Consider the following 20,748-nt stretch of genomic DNA (forward strand, 5'->3'; position numbering starts at 1 on the left):
CAACATCTTATTTGCTTTAATTTTTATCGTATTTAGCAACATCCGGCAATTCGTCAATTACTTCTTGTTTCGTTATTTTTTTGTTGTTTATTTCCAGTAATACAGAACTTCCGGCGATTTTAGGCGAATATGTTTTTCCTTCAAATTTAATGGGCAAATTTCCATAGCTAAACAATGATTTAGCACTTTTACCAACGATTTGTAAGGCTGCAGGTTTTTCACCGTTTAGTTGCACGTGAATATCCCAATCTCCAACCTGAAAATGGGATAAACCATCATTGTCAGATAGTGTTTTAATTGTTTCTGTTTTGCCATCTTTGATTTGAATAATGGTTAAATATTTAAATTTTTGTTTGGATTCAGAAGTTATTCCGGCATGCCATTGGTCTTTAAATTCTTTGATTTGACCTTCGTCATTTGTGACTTTATTCCAGTTTACGGCAGCTTCGTAAAATTTGTTATGTACAGCCATTTTCAACGGACTATTGGCAAAAACACTTGCATTTACATTTCCCAGATCTGTTTTTACAATGAAATTTTGTTGTTTGGCATTCGCCGAATTTTCTCCTTCAATTGTATAATATGGACAGTGAAATTGAGTGGTCCATTTTACAGGATTTTTAGCTTCTAATTCGTCGTACAAAACAATATATCCACCTTCTAATTGCAACATATGTCTGCGGTATAATGTTACGCCCGAATCTCCGTAACCGTTTGCTTTGCTTGGTACAACATTGATTTGTTTGAATCTGTCGAGCCAGAAATCGCTTTTTATTTCGCCATAAGCATTGCTGGCATCTCCTAAAGCATATTGAATGCGCTGACCCGAAATTGCTCTTGGAATCCAACCGTAACCTTCTTCACCAATTTTCTGATTTAAACTATCGGCCAAAATAGTATTGTATGCTTTTGATGATCTGTAATATAAAAGATTGTGTTTGTCGCTAAAATTGCTGTAATAACCCGTTCTGCCAAAGATTACTTTGCCTTTATAGTTGATAGTAAAAGCATTTTGCGAAGCATGGCCATGTCCTGAAGACCCAAACGGACTGCTGAATAAATAACTGCTTAATGTTTTATTGGCTTTCGCCAAATCTTCATGCATAGCAACTACACCAACGTCACCAAATTTGCGCGATTTAGGCAGTTTTTCAGGTGAGGTTGCGGGTAAATTTCGGTTAGGTTTATAGTTTAATAATCTAAAGAATAAGAAATCGTCTGTGCCGTGATAATAGCTTGGATAATCTCGTTTTATCTCGCCAACATACCAGTTTAAGTACGGATTGTTCATTCTGTATGTAAGTGCATCGGCAAACCAGGCTTCGCCTTTTACGATATACGGAATATTCTCCCACATATCACCAATTGCAGTACTTGCAGCACCACTTGGATGTGTGTACATCATGTAATACGGAAGGTTTTCCATCCAGGGCAATTTAAAATAATCCACTCCGCTAAAGTCTCCAAACATTTGAGACAAGTAAATTATGGATTTAAAGTTTACTCTGAAATAGCCGTTTCCTTCGTGCCAGCCACCATCTGTTGTGCCTAAAACGGGGAATCTTGCTGACCAGACTTCATACATATAGGTTAACCATTCTTTGGCTTCAGGAACGTCATTGATTACTGCAACTGTTGCAATAGCAAGGTTTCGCAATGTAATTTGCCAAACATGATTGTCGCTTACATGGAGTTCAAAACGATTTGGCAAATGACTGTAAACTCGTTTGGCTCTAATTGTAATTATGTTTTTGAATTGTTCTTTTTCGGCAGGAGTTAGAAATTCGTATCCTGCATCATAAAACCAACCTAACGCTTCGAGAACTGCACCACTTGTAAAATCATCGCCTGTTGCTAATCCGTCAGGATTCATATTGGCAATGTTTATTGCTCTGCGTTTTGCATCGAGAATAAAACGTTTGTCTTTTGTGAGTTGATACGCGATACATAGATTGCGAACAGGATTTCCCACAGCATCACCAAAACCGTGATACATTCTTTCTATAATGATCTTTTTCTCGAGCTTATTTTTTCCGGTGGTGTCAATTACTCTCTGAGGTTTTTCAGTAGGAAGAGGCGCTTGCATTAGCTTTTCTGCGAAAGCAATAAATTTTTTAGCTTCAGGATTCTCCAGATTACTGCGATAAAAATCTTCACCAATACGATTCATATCCCATAAAAGTGGGTGTGCACCTTCGTTTCGTTTAAGAACTTCACTTATTGGCGGAGACACTTTTTGATCCGCATATTTGGCATCGACTACAAAATCGTAAACAGATGACCATGTCCATTGAGTGCTTTCTTTTAAGGCGTACCCATATTTCCAATACCATTTTCCAGCTTTTAAAGCGTGATGTAAAGGATAAACTGCCCAACGTTGTTCTGTTCCTAATAGCAAATCTTTTGTGAAGTCGGGATTACTTGCCAGCATTATTTTGTAACGCACATTGCCAATGTTTGGATCTTCAGGAACTTCGCTGCCGCTTTCCATTGGTTTAACCATTTCTTTGCCATTTGTTCCCGGCCAAAGCAGGGCAGGAGCATTGGTAGGAACCGTTATTCCGTTTACAGGATAAGGCCATTCGCGTACTCTTGAATGCAATTTTTCTGCGGTCAGTTTTATAATTGCGGATTGTTGCTGGCTGAAAACAGACAAGCTTAAAATGGAGAATACGACAGTATATATTTTTTTATTGATCATGATAATTTTCTTCTTTTATGCGAATTACAATCCTGAATTGAATGTGTCTCCATTGTTTTTGCACCATTGTTTTAGATAACGACGCATGGCGATTAGTTCTTTTTTGTATGTTTTGTTTACGGCAAGATTTGTGATTTCTCCCAGATCTGTGGTTAAATTGAAAAGTTGTTCTTTTAATTCGCCTTTGTTGTAGACTATATATTTGTAATCTTTTGTGATGACGGCGCGTCCGCTAATGTTTAATAGTTCTTCATTATCAGCAAAATCAGTTTCAATGACTAAAGTATCTCGCAGTTTTTCTGTTGGATTTTCTATTTTTTTACTGATGTCGATTCCTTTTAAATATGCTGGTTTTGGAACACCTGTAAAACCACAAATCGTTGGGATAATATCGGTTCCGTTGCAAACTAATAAATCATCAGTTCTGGGTTTCCATTCGCCAATTTTTGAAATGATAAACGGGATTTTAGCAGATTCTTCATATAATATTTGCTTCTGATTCCAACTGTGTCCTGCATAACCGTCGCCGTGATCTGCTGTAAAAATGATGATGGTGTTTTTTTCGATATTATACTTTTTCAAAGAAGCAAGAACCATTTCGATATAACTGTCTACTTTTTCAACAAGGCGATTGTATGCCCAACGGTATTGACGCCATTGATCGGGACTCCAATTGACAGTTGGATAGGTTCTGAAACTTATTTTTTGCTGATCGCGGACAATCTTCGGTTCGTTGTCAGGGATTTTCCAGTTCGCGGGTAATTGCGGACATTGATCTGCGGGAGGTGCTTTTTCTAAGATATCCATTTTTAGATCTTCGTCACGAGCCCATTCGCAAATGTCATGCGGATTTAAAAAAGAAGCAACTAAAAGAAACGGAGTGTTTTTATTTTCTTTGATAAATCGTGCGCAGAAAGAAGGTGTTGCGGCATCGTTGTAATCCTGAAAATTGGTGTTTTCGATATATTCAAAACCATGCTGACTTTTCTTAGTTGTGGGAACTGGTAAATGCCATTTGCCTACATATCCGGTTTTATAGCCTCCGTTTTGGAAAATTTTTCCCATCATCAATAAATCTTCCGGCCATTGACCGTCTTTTTCAGGAGCGTTGCCTATAAAACCTGTTTCAAAAGGCATTTTACCGCTCATTATAGAAGAACGTGATGGCGAACATAATGGCTGGGCGCAATAGGCTTTGGTAAAACGGATTCCGTTTTGTGCCAGTTTATCCATTGCAGGTGTGTGCAAATCGTTGTTGCCGGAGATACTCATGGCATCGGCGGTTTGCTGATCTGTCATGATGATCAGAATATTTGGACGCGCAGCAGTTTGTGCAGTACTTAATAAAGGAATGTTTAGTATCCCTAATAGACATAGAACCAATATGTTTTTTTGAAACATCATATCTGCCTAATTTTAATAGATTATTTTTTGCTTTGTAAACTCTTAAATGCAAAAACGAATTTAATCAGGAATACTTTAGAAAGGTTTTGAATTTGTGTAAAATGATATTAATTTTAGCTAAAACCCTTGAATTTGGATAGTTTCGTGAATTTCCAGCGGAATTTTATCGCAATCCTAATAGTTATCAGGAGTAAATTTTTTTGAATTGCCCCTAGTTTTAACTAGGGAAATTTAGATTTAAATAGAAAAAGGTTTTAGCCAAACTATTACAGCTTTGGCTAAAACCTTTTTCCGCTTCGTATCTTTTTACATCCAGCTAAAGCTGGACGCTATTCAATCATCATTGAAACGAACTTGCGACTTTGCATCATTAATTTATTACAATGCGTATTCTGTCTTTTTAAACTTTTGAAATGCATTCGCGCAAGCGCCCAATAATCCGGCTTTATTACCTAAATCTGCAGCTACAATTTTGGTGTGTGCAAAAGCGACAGGAATTGCAAATGTTTTAACTCTTTTAGTTAATTCATCAGTATAAAAGGGACCTGCTTCACTGATTCCTCCACCAATAATTACTTTTTGAGGACTAAATATGTTTACAAAATTAACTATTCCCGCAGCGAGATAATCAAAATGATGCTGCATGGTTTTTACGGCATGATCTTCACCTGACAGGTATTTTTCGATTATGGTTTTACCGTCGATGTTTTCTTCGGCTGCTGGGTTTATAGCTTTATAATAATTGATTAATGCCGTCACAGAAGCGTAGGTTTCTAAACAACCGCGTCCGCCGCAATTGCATAATATTCCGTTTTGCTGAATTACGGTATGTCCTAATTCACCACCACGATTTTTGAAACCGCTATAAAGTCCTTTATTGATCATAATTGCTCCGCCAATTCCTGTTCCAATAGTTAGAAAAACAGCATCGGTACTATCTTTGGCTGCGCCGTAGATTAATTCAGCAAGTCCCATTAAGTTGGCATCATTGTCAATTACAATATTATGACCTGTAAGCTCATTCAGAATTTTACCTAATGGCAATTGCTCAAAACCAGGCAAATTAACGCCACCGCCAATAATAACATCATCTTCGATAAGACCGGGAAAACCAATTCCGATACCAACAATTGGTTCTTTTAACTGATCTGTACATTGTGTGATAGCGTTGACCATCAAGGTTATAATTTCTGCTTCGGTTTTAGCCTCTTTTAAGGAAACTATAAACGAAAATAAAATTTCGCCCTGTTCATTCACTACGCCACATTTAAGGGATGTGCCACCAATATCTATTCCAATGGCATACGATTTAGATATTTGGGCAGGCTTTAAGGTATTCATAATTTTTACTTTGATATATTATTTTATCTAGTTCCAAAAACAATTAATGCAGAACGGCAAGTTCTGCATTAATGTCCAAAAAGCAAATAATTTTCTAAAAAAAAATATTTTTTATTCTAAAAGAATCTGGATTATGTCTTAGACTTATTTAAAGATTTGGCAAAATCCCTCCATATTTTAAATTGATTTGGAGTTAGAGTTGATTTTTCTTTGGTCGTAATGCCGTTTTTCCAGAGTAAAAGTTTCTCTTGTCGCTGATCATAAAAAAGCGCAGGATCGTCTTTTATTGCCTTTTGACCTTTTCCATTTTCTGCGATTAAATCGTACATTTTTTGTCTATTTACTTTACTCAGTTTCATAACTGTAAAGATAGAATCTCGTAGAATTTTCATGTCTCTTGGTTTGTCTTGCGCAAACGTAACCGAAGTCATTAGGATTAAACTGAATACTACTATTACCTTTTTCATAATTGTGTTTTATATTTTAATATTTTGGATTTTGACGTGTAATGCTTTTATTTACATCGGTTTCATTTTGCGGGTAAGGATATAACTCATGTTTTCCGGCAACAAAATTGGCAATTGACGGATAGAAATAATTCGAGCGAATCAATTTCACAGCAGCATTTGTCTCGGTTATTTTATCGGCCAAAATTCCCCATCGAATTAAATCGGCTCTGCGCATTCCTTCACCGGCAAGTTCCCAGGCTCTTTCTTGCTGAAGTGCTTTAAGGAAATCAGCTTTGTTTAATCCGATTTGTAAATTCATTTCGCTAGTTGTAGGTTTTGGTAAAATTCGGGCTACTGCTGTCGCTCCGGAACCTTTGCCGTTTGTACTGGTTATAGTTACTGTTGGTACAGAAGTATAGCCATCACCGGAACGAAGCATTGCAATTGTGCCAATACCTCCACTCGCAAGTGTAACTACAGCTGCCGAAGCATCTGAACCTCCACCGCCTGTAATTGATATTACGACATTTGCAGGAGCAGTATATCCGGTACCCTTATTTACAATATCAACAGCGATTCGGCTTCCGGCAATATCAGCACCAAAACCTCTTCTACGAACTTGATTTATAGCATCATATGCAATAGGAGTGGGACCTTCGTTTAATTCATTTTCGACTTCGGCACGCATTAGCAATAAGTCAGAGTAGCGCATCACAACCCAATTGATATGTGTATAAGCTCTTTCCTGAGCCGAGTTGGTTTGATACTCACGGCTCCATTTTGCGGCTGTCCAGGATTCATCTTGTCTTGCGGTTAAAAGCGGAAGTTTGTTTCCAACATTATTGATAGAATAGGTTGCAACCGAAAAATCTCTTCGTTGATCGCCATCTTTAAAACTTGTATAAAATGGTTTTGGTACTAAACAGCGTCCTATTGAATTTGGGTATAAACCTGTTGCAGTAAGCGGTCCGTTAAAATAACCAACCCAGGAACCATTGCTCATTGTTCCTGCGGGATTGTAAAAAGCAACTTGAAAAATATTTTCACCAGGTTCTAAAACGTGCTGACATTGATTTTTGAATACTTTAGAAAAGGAAGGATTCAGCTTGTATGGATTTTGTGCCAATACTTCGTTGATTTCTTTTTGTGCCAGTTTGTAGTATTCTTTATAATTGGAAGAACGTTTCATTGTTCCGTCTGCGTTTAAAGAATATCCTCCTGCAAACATCGCAATTCTGGCAAGCATTGATTTTGCTGCCCATTTATTGATGCGTTCATCTGCTGGTGTTTGCTCCGGAAGAACAAGAGCGGCTTCCTGTATGTCTTTTATAACTTGGGTATAAATTTCCTGACGATCCACTAAAGCGCCTTTCAGATTATCTCCGGATTGTGAACTTTTGGTTTTGAAAGGGACATCGCCCCAAAGTCTGACAAGTTCAGAATAGTAAAAACCACGCAGGAATTTAGCTTCTCCAACAAATCGGGCTAATTGTTCTTTTTGAGCAGGATTTCCGTTTGTGTACAAATCCATTTGCGGAATTCTTTCGATTACCACATTTGCTCTGTCGATTCCTTCATACAATTTACTCCATGCATTATAGAAAACGGTGGTTTGAGAAATTCCCTGATAATGACCAATTGTACGCCAGTCATCAGCGCCTAATCCGCTCATTTGACTGATATCAGTATCGGCATCAAAAATTAAGGAAATGTCATACCCATAACTATCAACAGACGACATGGATTCATAAACTCCTAAAGTTGCCATATAAGCTTCGTCTACATTTGAGAAAAAGGTAGAAGTTGTGAAATACGAATATGGCGTAACTTCCAGTTCGTTGTTACAGGAATTAAGCGGTAACAGTAGACAGGTAATGCCGGCTGCAATAATAACTCTGCGGGAAAATATATATTTTTTCATCTTTTTAAACTTTAAATTATAGTGTAATATTTAATCCTGTCAAGAAAGTTTTACTTCTTGGATAAGCACTAAAATCTACTCCTCTGGTTATTGCATTATTCATCACACTTACTTCAGGATCATATCCGGAATATTTGGTAAATACATATAAATTATAAGCTGTAAAATAGATTCTGAGGTTTGAGATTTTCGATTTTTTCAACCATTCTTTTGGCAATGTGTATCCTAAGCTCACATTGTTGATTCTTAAAAAAGAACCGTCTTCGATAATATCGCTGTACAAACGTCCGGTCGCATTACCATTGTAAGCAGGAATTGTTTTACCCACATTCAAAGCTGCAAGTTCTGTAGGATCTGTAACGCGTTGTCCTGCTGCATTTATCGTAGTCCATCTGTCAGCATAAATTTGTAATGTGTTTAAGTTCTCAAAATTAAGTCTGGAGTTGTTCAACACGTTTGCATTGTAAATATCATTACCAACTGTAAAATCCAGAAATACACTTAAATCAATTCCTTTATAACTAAAAGTGTTATTTAAACCTCCTGTAAATTTAGGATTAGCGTCGCCAATAGCAGTTCTGTCAAGATCATTGATTACGCCATCAGGAGTTCCCTTTGGTCCGCTAATATCTTTGAATTTAATGAATCCCGGCTGTACGGCAACGTTATCACTAACAACTCCGGTTTTTAAGGTATAGGCACTTGTGGCCGGGTTATAATCAAAATCATTAACCTGATATAATCCATCACTTACATAACCGTACATTACACCAACAGGTTTGCCAACTTGCAGGATGTAGTCGTTTTTGTCGGTATAACTATTGGTTACTAATGAATTTTCTCCCTCGCTTAAAGCAAGAACTTTCGTTTTATTGAAGGCGATGTTAAAGCTTGTATTCCAATTAAAATTACCATTTTTGATATTAACGGTATTTAAGGTAAACTCAAGTCCGCGGTTTGAAGTGGCTCCAATATTCTGAAACTGTTTTTTGAAACCTGAACTTGAAGGAATACGCGTGTTATAAAGCAAATCCTGAGAACGATTATCATAAAGTTCTGTAGTAAGAGAGATTCTTTGTTTAAAGAATCCTAAATCCATACCAATATTGGTTGACTTTGTAGCCTCCCATTTCAGAAAAGGATTTGGAATATTGTTTTGAAATGCCGTAATATTTACCTGATTATTAAGCGGGTAAGATCCTGAATTAAGAATACCTAATGCTGCATAATTTGCAATTCTGTTGTTTCCGGCTTCTCCATAACTAAAACGGAATTTCAAATCAGAAAACACAGGAACGTGTCTCATGAAATCTTCTTCGATAACTCTCCACGCCAATGATACTGATGGGAAATAACCCCATTGATTTTCAGTTCCAAATTTAGAAGAACCGTCAGCTCTAATACTTGCCGAAAGTAAATATCTGTTTTTGTAAGAGTAATTTGTTTTTCCGAAAAAGGATAATAAAGTATCATCTTCAGAGAATGTTGTTGGAATTCCTGCGATAGTTCCCAATTGCAATTTGTCCCAACCTAAATTAACACCAGGAAACGCAGAAGCTGTAGCTGTAATTCCTTCTGAATAATTATAAATATATTCTTGTCCGGCTGTTATATCAAACTTATGATTTGTATTGAAGGTTTTGCTGTAAGTTAAGACGTTGTTGTAGTTTAAACGAGTTGATATATTGTGTGTAACTCCACCATTTGGTCCACCGCTTCTAATGGCTTGAATACCACTTGCATCATTAAAATATTTGCTTTTATCGCTATTGTCCGTGTAACTTATCAATCCTGAATAAACTAAGTCAGGAGTAATGTTGTATCGAAGCTGCATGCTCATATTTATGGCTCTGTTTACAGCTTCTCTTTTTTGGCTTTCGATAGTTATAAGCGGACTTTGAAATGTTGGTGAAGCCTGATTATCCAGCGGATCTACGGTTAGATATTTAAGATCATCATCTGATCCGTTTTTTCCAATTGTTGGACGGTATTGCAATAAGTTTTGCAACATACTTAGTCTGGCATTTCCGCCGTCTGCAGGAGACAATCCAGTTATTTTTTGATTAGAAAAATTGACAATAGCATTGATAGATAATTTTTTGCTCACATTATGTGTAACGGATAGTTTTGCGATGTTTTTAATAGATTCGCTTCCTAGCATAATTCCCTGATCATTATTAACAGAATAAAACGCGTTGAATCTTGTATCATTTTCGCCTCCGCTAATCGCAAGTTTATGATATTGGCTTACTACGGCATTTCCAAAAATCTCCTCTTGCCAGTTTATACCTTGTCTGTTTTTGTATAATCCTTCAAGCTGATCGAAAGTTCCATAATTGTCTTCAAATTTTTGTTGTCTTACTGGATCATTTACTGCTCCTTCATACATTAATTGAACATATTGATAAGGATTCAGTACCGGAAGTTTTTTTGCAATTGTTTTGATACCTGCGTAGCTATCATAGCTCAATTGCAGTTTTCCGCCTTTTGCACGTTTTGTAGTTACGAGAACAACACCATTTGCACCTTGAGCACCATAAATAGAAGTAGACGAAGCGTCTTTCAAGACATCGATAGTTTCAATATCTGTTGGATCCAGAAAATTTAATCCTCCAGTTTGCGCCACACCATCAACAACATACAAAGGCTCGTTGCTTTGTGTGATTGAAGTTCCTCCACGAATTCTTAACGATGGCTGTGCTCCGGGAGTTCCGTCAGGCATTGTAACCTGCATACCTGCAATACGTCCTTGCAATGCTTGTGCTACGTTTTGCACCGGAACTTTAGCTAGTTCTTCCCCTTTGACAGACGAAACGGCTCCGGTAAGATTCTTTCTGGTTTTTGTTCCATATCCTACCACAACGACCTCATCAAGATTGTTGGTGTCATCCAGAAGTTTGGTATTAATAAGAGTTCTGTTTTTTACCTGTTCTTCTTTAGGTTTTGTTCCTAAATACGTAAAAACTAATGTTGCGTTAGATTTTACTTTAATTTGATAATCACCATCAATAGAGGTAGCAGTACTGTTTTTAGTTCCTTTTTCAGAAACTGTTGCTCCCGGCATTGGCATATTTTGCGCATCGGTGACTATACCTTTTACGGTAATAACATCCTGACCGTACATAACCTTACAAGTTGTAAGGAGTAAAAATAAAAATAGAGTCCTTTTCATAATTTTTTTTTAAATTGGAATAAGTGTGACCTTAATTCCTATTGGTATTATTTAAGTTGAGTTTTTGCCTTGTTAAATAAATTATCTCCTTTTTTTACTTCAATGTCAATTGATAAATACCAATAATTTTGGTATTATTAGAACTGGAATTCCAAAATACATTTGTAATAAATACGATTTAATGTTACTTATTAGTTTCATTATATCAATATGTCAAATGTCGTTTGCGGAGAAAATTATAACAATTTATTAATCTGTGAAAGGGGCTGGGGAATTTTGCGCCTTGTAAATAAAAATAGATGCTGTGCTGTTCGGGTCATTTTCTTTGGATTGGTCATGTTTTTTTTGATTTAATAAAAACAAATATAGAAATCGACTATATACAGCAGTTTTGAAAATGTCCAAATTACTATTGATTTTGATTAATTATACTTTTGAAACCCTTGTAAACACTCATTAAGCCAGTGTTTTGTCCTATTTTTTTGGTTTTGTTTTTAGGTAGAAAGTGCCGTTTTTACTGAACAATTTTAAAATATTCTGTGTAGTCTAAATGTTAATTTAAAGTGAGAATAGTGTTAGCGAAAACGATGTAATTTTTAGTGAAATTTAGATAAAGAAGTGCTTTTTCTTTTTTCTTCTACAGATAAAACTGATTAAAGTTTTGGTTGTAGTTCTTTCAGGGTTTCCTTGAGAAAATAGATTGATAGAAAAATTGAAGTTTTGCTGATAGAATTGGTAAAAGCGTGACGAAATTGCGAATAGGATGGAAGTGATATTTTTAGTCCCGGCGGGACGATATATTTATCTAGTAAGGATGTCGCTTCGCTGAAGCTTTATTGAAAAAAAACGAATATTGAAATGGCTATAAATAGTACACTCCTCTGGAGTTATGCGGATTTATTGAGGGTTAAAATGATTTTGATTTTGTATTAAACGAGAAACCCGACAGGTTTTTAAAACCTGTCGGGTTTGCTTGTTGGAATAACAAACGTTGCGACTTCCTTAATCGTTCAAACTTGTTATTACGTCACTTTTCTTGCCGTCAATAGCAACAGTTATACTGATATTTCCTTTTTCATAATCATTAGCCGTATTTGGTGTAATGCTAATTTCGGGCGCTTTATTTCCGTTGTACGGATATACTATTGTTATAAATTGTTGTGTTGAATTGTCATTTTTAGGTTTTTCGAAAACAAAAGCAGGTCTTGCGATTTCTTTAGCATAAACATAAGACACTTTTCCTTCTTCCTCTTTTAGCGTTACTTTATCCGTATTTAAGGATTGTATCAAAAGATTATTTCCATCTTCATACGTTGTAGAAACGCTGTTATTGGTGGTATCAAAAACAGGTTTGCTATCTTCTTTCAATTGAAAATGAATGCCTAAATTTCCTGTAGCCTTTCCAATAGCTTTATCTATAATTAGAAAATATTTCTGATCTATAAAAAGCACGCTGCGCTGGTGGTTTAAATCTGTATAACTGGGATTTGTATAGGTTAAAAGATCAAGGTTTTTACTGGTTTTCCACTTGTTTTGCTCTGCTTTGGTAATAACCATATTCTGATTGTCTAATGTCAAAGTATTGTGAACTCTTGTCTGGCGAAACCAATTCCTCATTTTGGTTACTTCGGCATCGCCGCTATAAATATAACAACCTGTGTCGGGCATAAAATTGCGTCCTTTAACCCAAAGTTCAAAAGTACCATTATCCGGCTGCGCGTGAAACTCTGCGGGTGGTCCGGCTTTTAAAATCAGTACGGTTGATTTATTATTCCAACCATTTCTAAAGGCATAAAAACCACCATTTGGGAATTCGTTTGCGGTATAATTTGGCAGTGAACCTTCTTTTCCGTCCGTACCTAAGTATCTAATTAGTCCATTTTCAGGGAAGATTTTCGACCAGCTTAAAAATTGCTTTATTCTGCTATTTTTGTCAAATATCCAGGAATCACCAAACATTGGATTACTGTAATCCGGAAAAGACATATTGGCTGTGACCAAAATCATTTTCTCGATGGTTTTGATATAAGTATCAGGAAATTCTTTTTCTAAGTTAGCCATTTTTGCCGAGTTGTATGCTTTTAGAAAGATTTCAATACAAGCAACATGATAAGTAGGCGAGAGTTCCCATTGAACACCGTCCTGAAGAACTTGCAATTTGATTTCGCGAATAAGAACTTCGATACCACTTTTGCGCCATTCTTCGGCTTGTTTAAGTTCCGGAAAAGAAGCTCCTGCACCCAAAACACGTTGTGCTTCAAACAATAAATGATTGCCTTCTTTGCTATAATTCTTTGGAATATATGCTGCTTGTTTGCTGAAACTGTTTAGAAATTCCATTAAAAAAGCGGGTGTAAAATTAGAAGAAGCTACAAATAAGTTGAAGGTTCCGGGAAGACTTTGGATGCGTTCTGAAACTTCCAGAGGTCGCCACGCAATTTGGTCATTTTCTTTAGATCGGCCTAAGTAATTTTTCTTTTCCCAATCCCGAAATTGTAAAACCCATTCTTTGGCATATTTTTCGTCACCACTGCTGCGATATGCCATTCCCATAGGCTGCCACCAAGTTACTCTGTGCAATTGCCAGCGTACTTCATTGTCTTTTACAGGCCAGTAATCCCAGTTAATATCTTGTCCGTAGTCAAAAAAGCCATATCCTTTTTGGGGCTGAAATTGATGTAATAAAGCGTTATCTGCTTTTTCCTGATTGTTTTTTCCAATTTCTTTTCCTCTAAATTGGGTTTCTTCACCCACATTAAAATCAGGATTTTTGACCGTTTTTCGATTGCGATAATAGGCTAATAATTCTTTGGCTGCAGCCTCATATTTAGCGGCTTTAAAAAATATCTTGACTTTCTCTAAGCCCGGATAGTCAAGATTAATAGCATCAAAGCTTTCTTTTTTTACCGGAGCTTCCTGAGCTTCAGCAAAACAGACTGTCATTAACATAAAAAACAGTGCTGTTGTTTTTTTTAGATTCTTCATTTGGTTTTAATTAAAATAAATGCTGTTAGTAGTTTTAAAATAAAATAAGAAGCTATTAAAATTGATTTTTCAGATCAAAAATAGCTTCTTATGTTTTGATTTGCGTGTTAAGCAAACTAAAGTTTAATTATAGTTTTATTAGTTTGACTGTTTTCTTATTGTAACCCTGACTGATTTCTGCAAGATATAATCCCGGACATAAATCGGTACCAATTGAGATTGTTTGTTCATAATCTGATTTTAGTGTTTTTAGTCTTCTTCCTAAGATATCAAATATCGTTACGACAATTTCTTGTGTGTTATCGCCTCCGTTTATGTTTAGGTGAAAGGCTGTTTTTGTTGGATTTGGAGCAACAATCACTGTGAAATCTTTAATTGGTGAACTGTTTCCTGTATCTGTATAATGGCAAGAACCTAAATAACAGCCGTGTGCCAAATGGCTTGCCACAGCATTTGTCGAGATACATAGACTTTTATCGTTGGTGTGGCATATTGTTATTTTTTTTCCTGAACAACGAACATCAATTACGGTAATTTGTTTTGTTAATGTAATATAACAACCCAAAGCGTCCGTTATAGTTACAGTATAATTGTGTGTTCCAACAGTTGACGGATTCACTGTAGTATTTTGTGACGTAGCTCCATCATTCCATGAATAAGTGTAAGGCGCAATACCATTTGAAGCTGTTGCAATCAAGGTCAGAGAAGATGGACCATAACCTAAATAAATAGTATTTGGGTTTCCTCCGGGATTTACAGCATAAACATTTGCAATATTTGCAGTGATTAGGTTGTTTATTGTGACTATTGTGGTATTGGTTTTGCTATTTCCTGCATTGTCCGTAACTGTCCATGTTATTGTTGATGTTCCTGTATTGAAATTACCACTTGCATCCAATCTGTTTCCAGTTCTTGTGGTTGCGCCAGTAATTTCATAAACAATAGTATTAATAGTGCAGTTATCAGTGGCTGTAGCCAAAGGAATATTATAAATACCGTTTGGATCGTAACAAAGAGAAACAGAAGCTGTAGTACTTACTGTTGGAGCTTCAGAATCCGTAATTGTGATGGTTTGTGTAATGGTGTTTATGTTACCATTTTCATCTTCTGCCTTCCAGTTTACAATTGTTGAACCTACAGGAAATATTGCGGGAGCATCATTTGTAATACTTGCAATACCACAATTATCAGTCACAATTGGATTTGTTAGCGTTAGAGTTTTACTACATTCACCAGAATCATTGCTTACAATAATCTCTATTGGCGTTGTAATAACAGGTTTTTCTTCGTCTTTTACTGTAACTGTAAAAGTTGTTGTTGAACTGTTGCAATCATCAGTTGCCTTCCAGATAACTGTAGTAATTCCTTTGTTGAAAACAACGTTTTGTAAAGTTGTGTTGCCCGTTGCTATTGTTGCTCCACTTAAAGTGTAAGTAAGAGAAGAGGTTCCACAATTGCTTGTTGCTGTTGCATCAAATTCATTGTTAGCCACTGTATAAGTGCAAACACCTGGATTTGTATTGACTGTAATATTTTCTTTTGGATTAATTGCCAATGAAGGTTTTATCAGTTCAGTTTGGATGGTTAATCCGTTAATCGTTTTAAAAGTAACCTCTGTGTTTGCTCCGTTTATGGTTGTCGTTACATTGTTTGAAGGTGATGCCAAAGCCCATTTTCCGACAATTGTTAGTGTTACTATTTCGACTTGTGGCGCTCTGTTCAGAATTGAGTTTTGACCGCTAATTTGGTTCCACGTATAAGTTTCGTTTGAAGCCAATAATCCTAAATTCGGATTGGTTAGACTTACTTTTAATTTATTTCCACCATCTATTTTTTGAGTCATTATTGCTGCCGGTTTGTTTACACTTATGACAACGTCATAAGTAAAAACCGCTGCAGGATTGAAAATTACGTATCCAAATATAGATTCCGGAATATATTCAACAATATGAGCCTGACTGTTTTGATGGTAAATTTTAAAATAGGAAGAAAAGTTATTCGCCAGTTGTTGCGTAGCTGTTTGTCCGCCTTGCATTACAATCGCATATTGAAATTTTGCCTGAGCCGGAGCAATTCCATGATTAATATAGGCGGTTGTAAAATTTCCTGTAGTATTGGCGGTATTACTGTTATTGCGTGAATTTTGTACAGATCTGTTAATAGTAATTGCATCTGTATTGGAAGAATTTGCTGGAATCACATACCCATTTCCAATGGCATCAGTTGCCCAGAAACCGCCGCCTGTTTGCGTAAAATTAAAACTAGTTCCGGTTGCGGTATTACCATTTACATACGTTGGAGTATTTACATCGGTAAGATTCGTTTGAAATAAAGTAGTCTGGATAGGATAAGTTCCGTTTGTGTCCCTGATATTTGAACCAAGGCAAAGAATCATGTCTTTAAAAAAGAAATTAGATTTTAAAGCGGTCATTGCCGTAGCCGAATTATAATCTTTATAATCAATCCCGAAAACGCCATTGTTATCCAATGAAGCATGTGTCAGAAAAGATTTTCCGTTCATTTCTCTCATTTTTCCGGTACTAAGAACATTTAGAGGAAGATAGGCAACAGTAGTTCCGGGAACATGCGACCAATCCCAGCCGTTTTCTGTAAAACCGTTTGTAGTTCCTGATGTAAGCAATTCTAAAGCTCCGGCTGATGTATATCTTCCAAAAACATTCTCAGTTGTTGAATTTTCAAAATGCCAGATATTCTTGCTTGTTCCTTTTGCACTGATTTGATATCCATTATATTTGTGAACGCTTAAACCTGCATAAGGAAAATTAAAATGTCCTTCGGTTATTTCAGGAAGTGCAGTAAGTCCGGAGTTTAAAGTCTGTATCATATCCATTACAGCACCTGGTGTATAAACCATAGTAATAGACAATGCGTTTTGTCTTAGTAAGTTTGTATTTGCTGTAGCAGAAATATTCCAAAGCCTGAGAAACTCACGTCCGGCATCTGCATTAGCGACAGGATCTGTTAGGTATAAAAAAGCCAAAGCTGGTCGTAAATCATTATTTGCATCTGTATTTGTTGGAAATCTACCTGCCAGACCAAGCGGCATTTCAAAACCTTTGCTGAATTTACTGTAGCTTAAAATAGCATTTTTCAGATTACTTTGTGCTTCTGTACTTAACTCATAAACGGTATTTTTTAGCATCATATTCATAATCGAAGATTGATGTAAAGCATCTACACCATACGAATTTGAATAAGCTCCTCTGTGATGGTAGGTAATAAAATCTGGTTTAATGCAATCATTCCAGCCATTGCTGATTTTTAAGGCGTTGTTTATAAATCTTTTCAGGAAATCCATATTAGCAACTTTTGTAGTGTCAGAATCTTCCTGAGCCAATATGTAGCAAAGTCGCTGCTGAATAGAAGAGCGGATAATATCTGTATTAAATCCGGGATTGGTAAAATTAAAACCTGTATAATCCGGCGAGATAAAAGCGGTGAGGGTTTTAAGCGCCCCCATATGATGGTTAAATTCTCCTGCAGCAATTAGTTCGTCTTTCATCAGGAAAATTGCCGTAGCATATCCTGAAGAACGCAAACAAATACCATGACCGCTGGTAATAACTTCTTCGGTTGCGGGAATGGCGAGATAAGCAAAATCTGTCGTACTGCTAATACCTTTTGCTTTCATATAATTGAAAAGCGAAAGTATCGAATCTCGTAAAGCCGGACTGTGATAATCCGGATTAGGGTTTGTCAGAGAACCTTTGAGCTGATACAGAAATACCAGACGAATCAGTTTTTGTTCGACCAATACCTGATAAGCATTTTGATCTGCACTTACGCTGAAATTCCAAACAGAACCAGGATTGGCAAAATCATAAGCCGATAAATTTTTGGCAGCTATTCCGTTTGTGAGAAACCTACTGTATCGCTCATTGGCCTGCGAATTCGAATAATCAAGGTTTTCGCCTGTGAGCCAATTTTGATACTTTGTTTTAATGTTGCTAATGTCGCTCAATTGAGCATACGAAAAGTTGAATACTAAGGCGATTAGCCATGCGGAGAAAAGTAATTTTTTACACATAAGATTAATTTTTAATAGACTAATTATTAGAATTATTTTGGTTTGGTTATTCTGTATTCTTAGCAATTATTTCCGTAGTATTCTTAAAATATCTATTTCAATAAAGTCAATTATTTAGTTTTAAATTAGAATAATATCGGTTTTTATAATTAAGCTATTAGGTCAGGAATTCTTTAGAGCAAATAGTACTTCAAATGTTTTTTGGCAAACTAGGTATCATTCGATCAAGTACTCTATTTTTTAAAATTCCTAACCTGATAAGCTTAATTTTTCAGTGTTTCTTCCGCTGGCTGACAATCCGGTTGATCGGCGTTTTAGATTTCAATTTTTTTGATTGTGGCGTATCTTTTTAGTGCTTCCAGATAATAATAATCGGCATAATCAAGAGGCGTATCAATCTCTGAATTGTACAAAAATGCACCAACGCTGTGTTTTAAAAGGAAATAATTATTCTCGCCCGGTTTGGCTAAATAAGCATCAGATGATAATGACTTTAAAATTTCTTCGGCATAATCAGCATATTTTTTTCCGTCTTTAACCTGAGTACTCAAATCCAATAAAGCTGATGCAATAACAGCTGCAGCCGAAGCATCTCTTGGAGCCAGAACTTCTGTATCTAAGGCATTATGAACATCAAAATCCCAAACCGGTACTTTGTCTTTTGGCATTGTTGGATGATTCATAATAAAAGACGCAATATGCTCCGCTTGCTGCAGAAACTTCGGATTTTTAGTATTCTCATAACACATGGTGTAACCGTACAATCCCCACGCTTGCCCGCGTGCCCAGGCCGAAGCATCGGTAACGCCCTGATGTGTTCCTTTGCGTAATACTTTTCCCGTTTTAGGATCATAATCTACCAAATGATAAGAGCTATAATCTTTTCTAAAATGATTTTTCATAGTAGTCAAAGCATGTGTGCTGGCAGCATTTGTATATTCAGGTTTGCTAAACTGATTTGCGCTCCAATATAAATACTCCAGATTCATCATATTGTCGATAATAACAGGATAATTTAGCCATGCAAAATCCCACGAACGTATTGTTCCTACAATTGGGCTAAAACGTGCATAAAGATTTGCTGCGCCATCTGCCAATACCGGAAGATAAATTTTGTCACCCGTGATTCTATAAGCATTTCCATAAGAGCAATAAAGCATAAAACCTACATCATGCGTGTTTTTTATATTGCGTATAGAATCTAATGCAAGTGTGAATTTTTTGGCTTCTTCTGCCAATGTTTTATCTCCGGTAAGTTCATATCCGTACCAAAGACTTCCGGGAAAGAAACCCGTTGTCCAATCTGTCAAACCGGCAAGTCTTACAGTTCCATCAGGATTTACGGAACGAGGGTTTTTTCCGGGTTTATAAGTTTGTGCGGCTTTGTTTAATTGAAAATGAACTACTTCAGTTGTTTTTTTAAACCAAAGTAAAGAGGGATCGTCCTGAACAGGTTTAGCAAAAGAACTAATAGTAATGGTCGAGATGGCCAGAAATAAGTTGAAGGTTTTTTTCATCATTTAATCGTTTATATGAATATTCAGTTTGGTAGAATATTTTATAAAGCGAATTTAAACGGGAGACTGAAAACGGCCTTTCAGTTTTTATTATAAATGTTTTGAATTTGTGTAAAGATCATTTTTAAAGTCTTGAAATTATTGATTGAATCAATATTTGATTTTGTTTTTTATCATTTTTAAATGTAAACAAAGAGCCTATAATAAAGATGCAATTGAAAAGTTCTAATTTGTAGAATAGGTCGATTTAGTAGAGATCCTGAAAATTGTTTATCTGGAGTTTGTTATTAAATATTAGCTCAAGATTCCTTAAAACTTAATTAATTAGATTAAAAGTTTTTAATAGTTGTTTGATTCATCCTCTTTGTTTTTACTTAAAAATTCCCATACTGCTTTTAGTATCTATCTCTGATTAGCTTAAAGAATTTGATTAGATGTCCTGTTGGGGATTAAAGAAAAAATGTTGTCTAAATTTGAGTTTGTCTAATAAAGGTTATCATTCCAAACCAAAATCGTGAGCCACTTTTTCTTTTTTTAATTTCAAGGTTGGTATTTGAAAAAAAAGTACTTATCAAAATGGTATCTATTGGGAATGCTTTGGTATCTGATATCATTACTCTACGATTTAATTTTGTCAGATATAAATTTTAAAATTAAAATAAAATGAATAAGGCATTATTATTAATTGATATACAAAAAGAATATTTTGAAAATGGAGCGTTAGAACTTGTAAATCCTATTGCTGCAAGTGAAAACGCCAAGAAACTATTGGAGCATTTTAGAAAAGAAAATGGGACTATTATTCATGTCCAGCACATATCCGGAGAAGGAGTTCCTTTTTTTGTTGCGGGGACAAAAGGAATAGAAATTCATGAAAATGTAAAACCGTTAGAAGGGGAGAAAGTTATCACTAAACAGTTTCCTAATAGTTTTAGAGGTACTGATTTACTGGAATATCTTGAGTCAAAGAAGATAACACATTTGGTTATCGCAGGAATGATGACGCACATGTGCATTGACGCAGGAACAAGAGCTGCTGTTGACTATGGATTTGAATGTACAGTAATTGGAGATGCCTGCGCTACAATGAATCTTCAAATAAATGGTCAAGATATCAAGGCTGCAGATGTTCATAATGCATTTTTGGCGGCATTAGAATTCTTTTACGCAAAAATTATCACAACAGAAGATTATTTGCTTTCGTAAAATA

General features: G+C 35.9%; 10 protein-coding genes. 1 reads left to right on the top strand and 9 read right to left on the bottom strand.

Annotated features, from left to right (window positions below):
• Window positions 1-16: 16 nt before the first annotated feature.
• From CLU81_RS24395 to CLU81_RS24435, 9 genes are all read right to left on the bottom strand, one after another.
• Window positions 17-2,701, bottom strand: a complete 2,685-nt coding sequence (locus tag CLU81_RS24395) for a DUF4962 domain-containing protein (RefSeq protein ID WP_099712213.1) — start codon at window positions 2,699-2,701, stop codon at window positions 17-19.
• A gap of 24 nt (window positions 2,702-2,725) precedes the next feature.
• Complete coding sequence (locus tag CLU81_RS24400) at window positions 2,726-4,105, bottom strand: sulfatase (RefSeq protein ID WP_099712214.1); 1,380 nt, start codon at window positions 4,103-4,105, stop codon at window positions 2,726-2,728.
• A 378-nt stretch (window positions 4,106-4,483) separates the two neighbouring features.
• On the bottom strand, window positions 4,484-5,446 hold the full coding sequence (locus CLU81_RS24405) for an ROK family protein (protein WP_099712215.1): 963 nt from the start codon (window positions 5,444-5,446) through the stop codon (window positions 4,484-4,486).
• Window positions 5,447-5,577: 131 nt separating this feature from the next.
• Window positions 5,578-5,913 (bottom strand): hypothetical protein, encoded by a 336-nt coding sequence (locus CLU81_RS24410; protein ID WP_144444563.1) that lies wholly within the window; start codon window positions 5,911-5,913, stop codon window positions 5,578-5,580.
• Window positions 5,914-5,929: 16 nt separating this feature from the next.
• Window positions 5,930-7,816: a RagB/SusD family nutrient uptake outer membrane protein gene (locus CLU81_RS24415; RefSeq protein WP_099712217.1), complete on the bottom strand. Its 1,887-nt coding sequence runs from the start codon at window positions 7,814-7,816 to the stop codon at window positions 5,930-5,932.
• A gap of 16 nt (window positions 7,817-7,832) precedes the next feature.
• Window positions 7,833-10,988, bottom strand: coding sequence for a TonB-dependent receptor (locus tag CLU81_RS24420; RefSeq protein ID WP_233209765.1), 3,156 nt, complete (start codon window positions 10,986-10,988; stop codon window positions 7,833-7,835).
• A 1,002-nt stretch (window positions 10,989-11,990) separates the two neighbouring features.
• Entirely contained in the window at window positions 11,991-13,973 is a 1,983-nt protein-coding gene (gene hepC, locus CLU81_RS24425; RefSeq protein WP_099712219.1) for a heparin-sulfate lyase HepC, read from the bottom strand.
• A gap of 127 nt (window positions 13,974-14,100) precedes the next feature.
• The gene (locus CLU81_RS24430) at window positions 14,101-18,021 is read right to left on the bottom strand and encodes a chondroitinase family polysaccharide lyase (protein WP_099712220.1); all 3,921 of its coding nucleotides are present in this window, start codon (window positions 18,019-18,021) and stop codon (window positions 14,101-14,103) included.
• 314 nt (window positions 18,022-18,335) lie between these two features.
• On the bottom strand, window positions 18,336-19,541 hold the full coding sequence (locus tag CLU81_RS24435; protein WP_233209766.1) for a glycoside hydrolase family 88 protein: 1,206 nt from the start codon (window positions 19,539-19,541) through the stop codon (window positions 18,336-18,338).
• Between the two features lie 660 nt (window positions 19,542-20,201).
• On the opposite strand from CLU81_RS24435, the gene CLU81_RS24440 reads away from it, so the two are divergent.
• A complete protein-coding gene (locus CLU81_RS24440) occupies window positions 20,202-20,744 on the top strand; it encodes a cysteine hydrolase family protein (RefSeq protein ID WP_099712221.1) in 543 nt (180 codons plus the stop codon).
• Window positions 20,745-20,748: the final 4 nt, after the last annotated feature.

The sequence above is a fragment of the Flavobacterium sp. 9 genome (assembly GCF_002754195.1).
Classification (GTDB): domain Bacteria; phylum Bacteroidota; class Bacteroidia; order Flavobacteriales; family Flavobacteriaceae; genus Flavobacterium.

Excerpts from the sequence above, each read along its gene's own strand:
- CLU81_RS24440 (WP_099712221.1), top strand. The coding sequence starts at position 20,202 with ATGAATAAGGCATTATTATTAATTGATATACAAAAAGAATATTTTGAA.
- CLU81_RS24420 (WP_233209765.1), bottom strand. The coding sequence starts at position 10,988 with ATGAAAAGGACTCTATTTTTATTTTTACTCCTTACAACTTGTAAGGTT.
- CLU81_RS24405 (WP_099712215.1), bottom strand. The coding sequence starts at position 5,446 with ATGAATACCTTAAAGCCTGCCCAAATATCTAAATCGTATGCCATTGGA.
- CLU81_RS24430 (WP_099712220.1), bottom strand. The coding sequence starts at position 18,021 with ATGTGTAAAAAATTACTTTTCTCCGCATGGCTAATCGCCTTAGTATTC.
- CLU81_RS24410 (WP_144444563.1), bottom strand. The coding sequence starts at position 5,913 with ATGAAAAAGGTAATAGTAGTATTCAGTTTAATCCTAATGACTTCGGTT.
- CLU81_RS24400 (WP_099712214.1), bottom strand. The coding sequence starts at position 4,105 with ATGATGTTTCAAAAAAACATATTGGTTCTATGTCTATTAGGGATACTA.
- CLU81_RS24395 (WP_099712213.1), bottom strand. The coding sequence starts at position 2,701 with ATGATCAATAAAAAAATATATACTGTCGTATTCTCCATTTTAAGCTTG.
- hepC (WP_099712219.1), bottom strand. The coding sequence starts at position 13,973 with ATGAAGAATCTAAAAAAAACAACAGCACTGTTTTTTATGTTAATGACA.
- CLU81_RS24435 (WP_233209766.1), bottom strand. The coding sequence starts at position 19,541 with ATGATGAAAAAAACCTTCAACTTATTTCTGGCCATCTCGACCATTACT.
- CLU81_RS24415 (WP_099712217.1), bottom strand. The coding sequence starts at position 7,816 with ATGAAAAAATATATATTTTCCCGCAGAGTTATTATTGCAGCCGGCATT.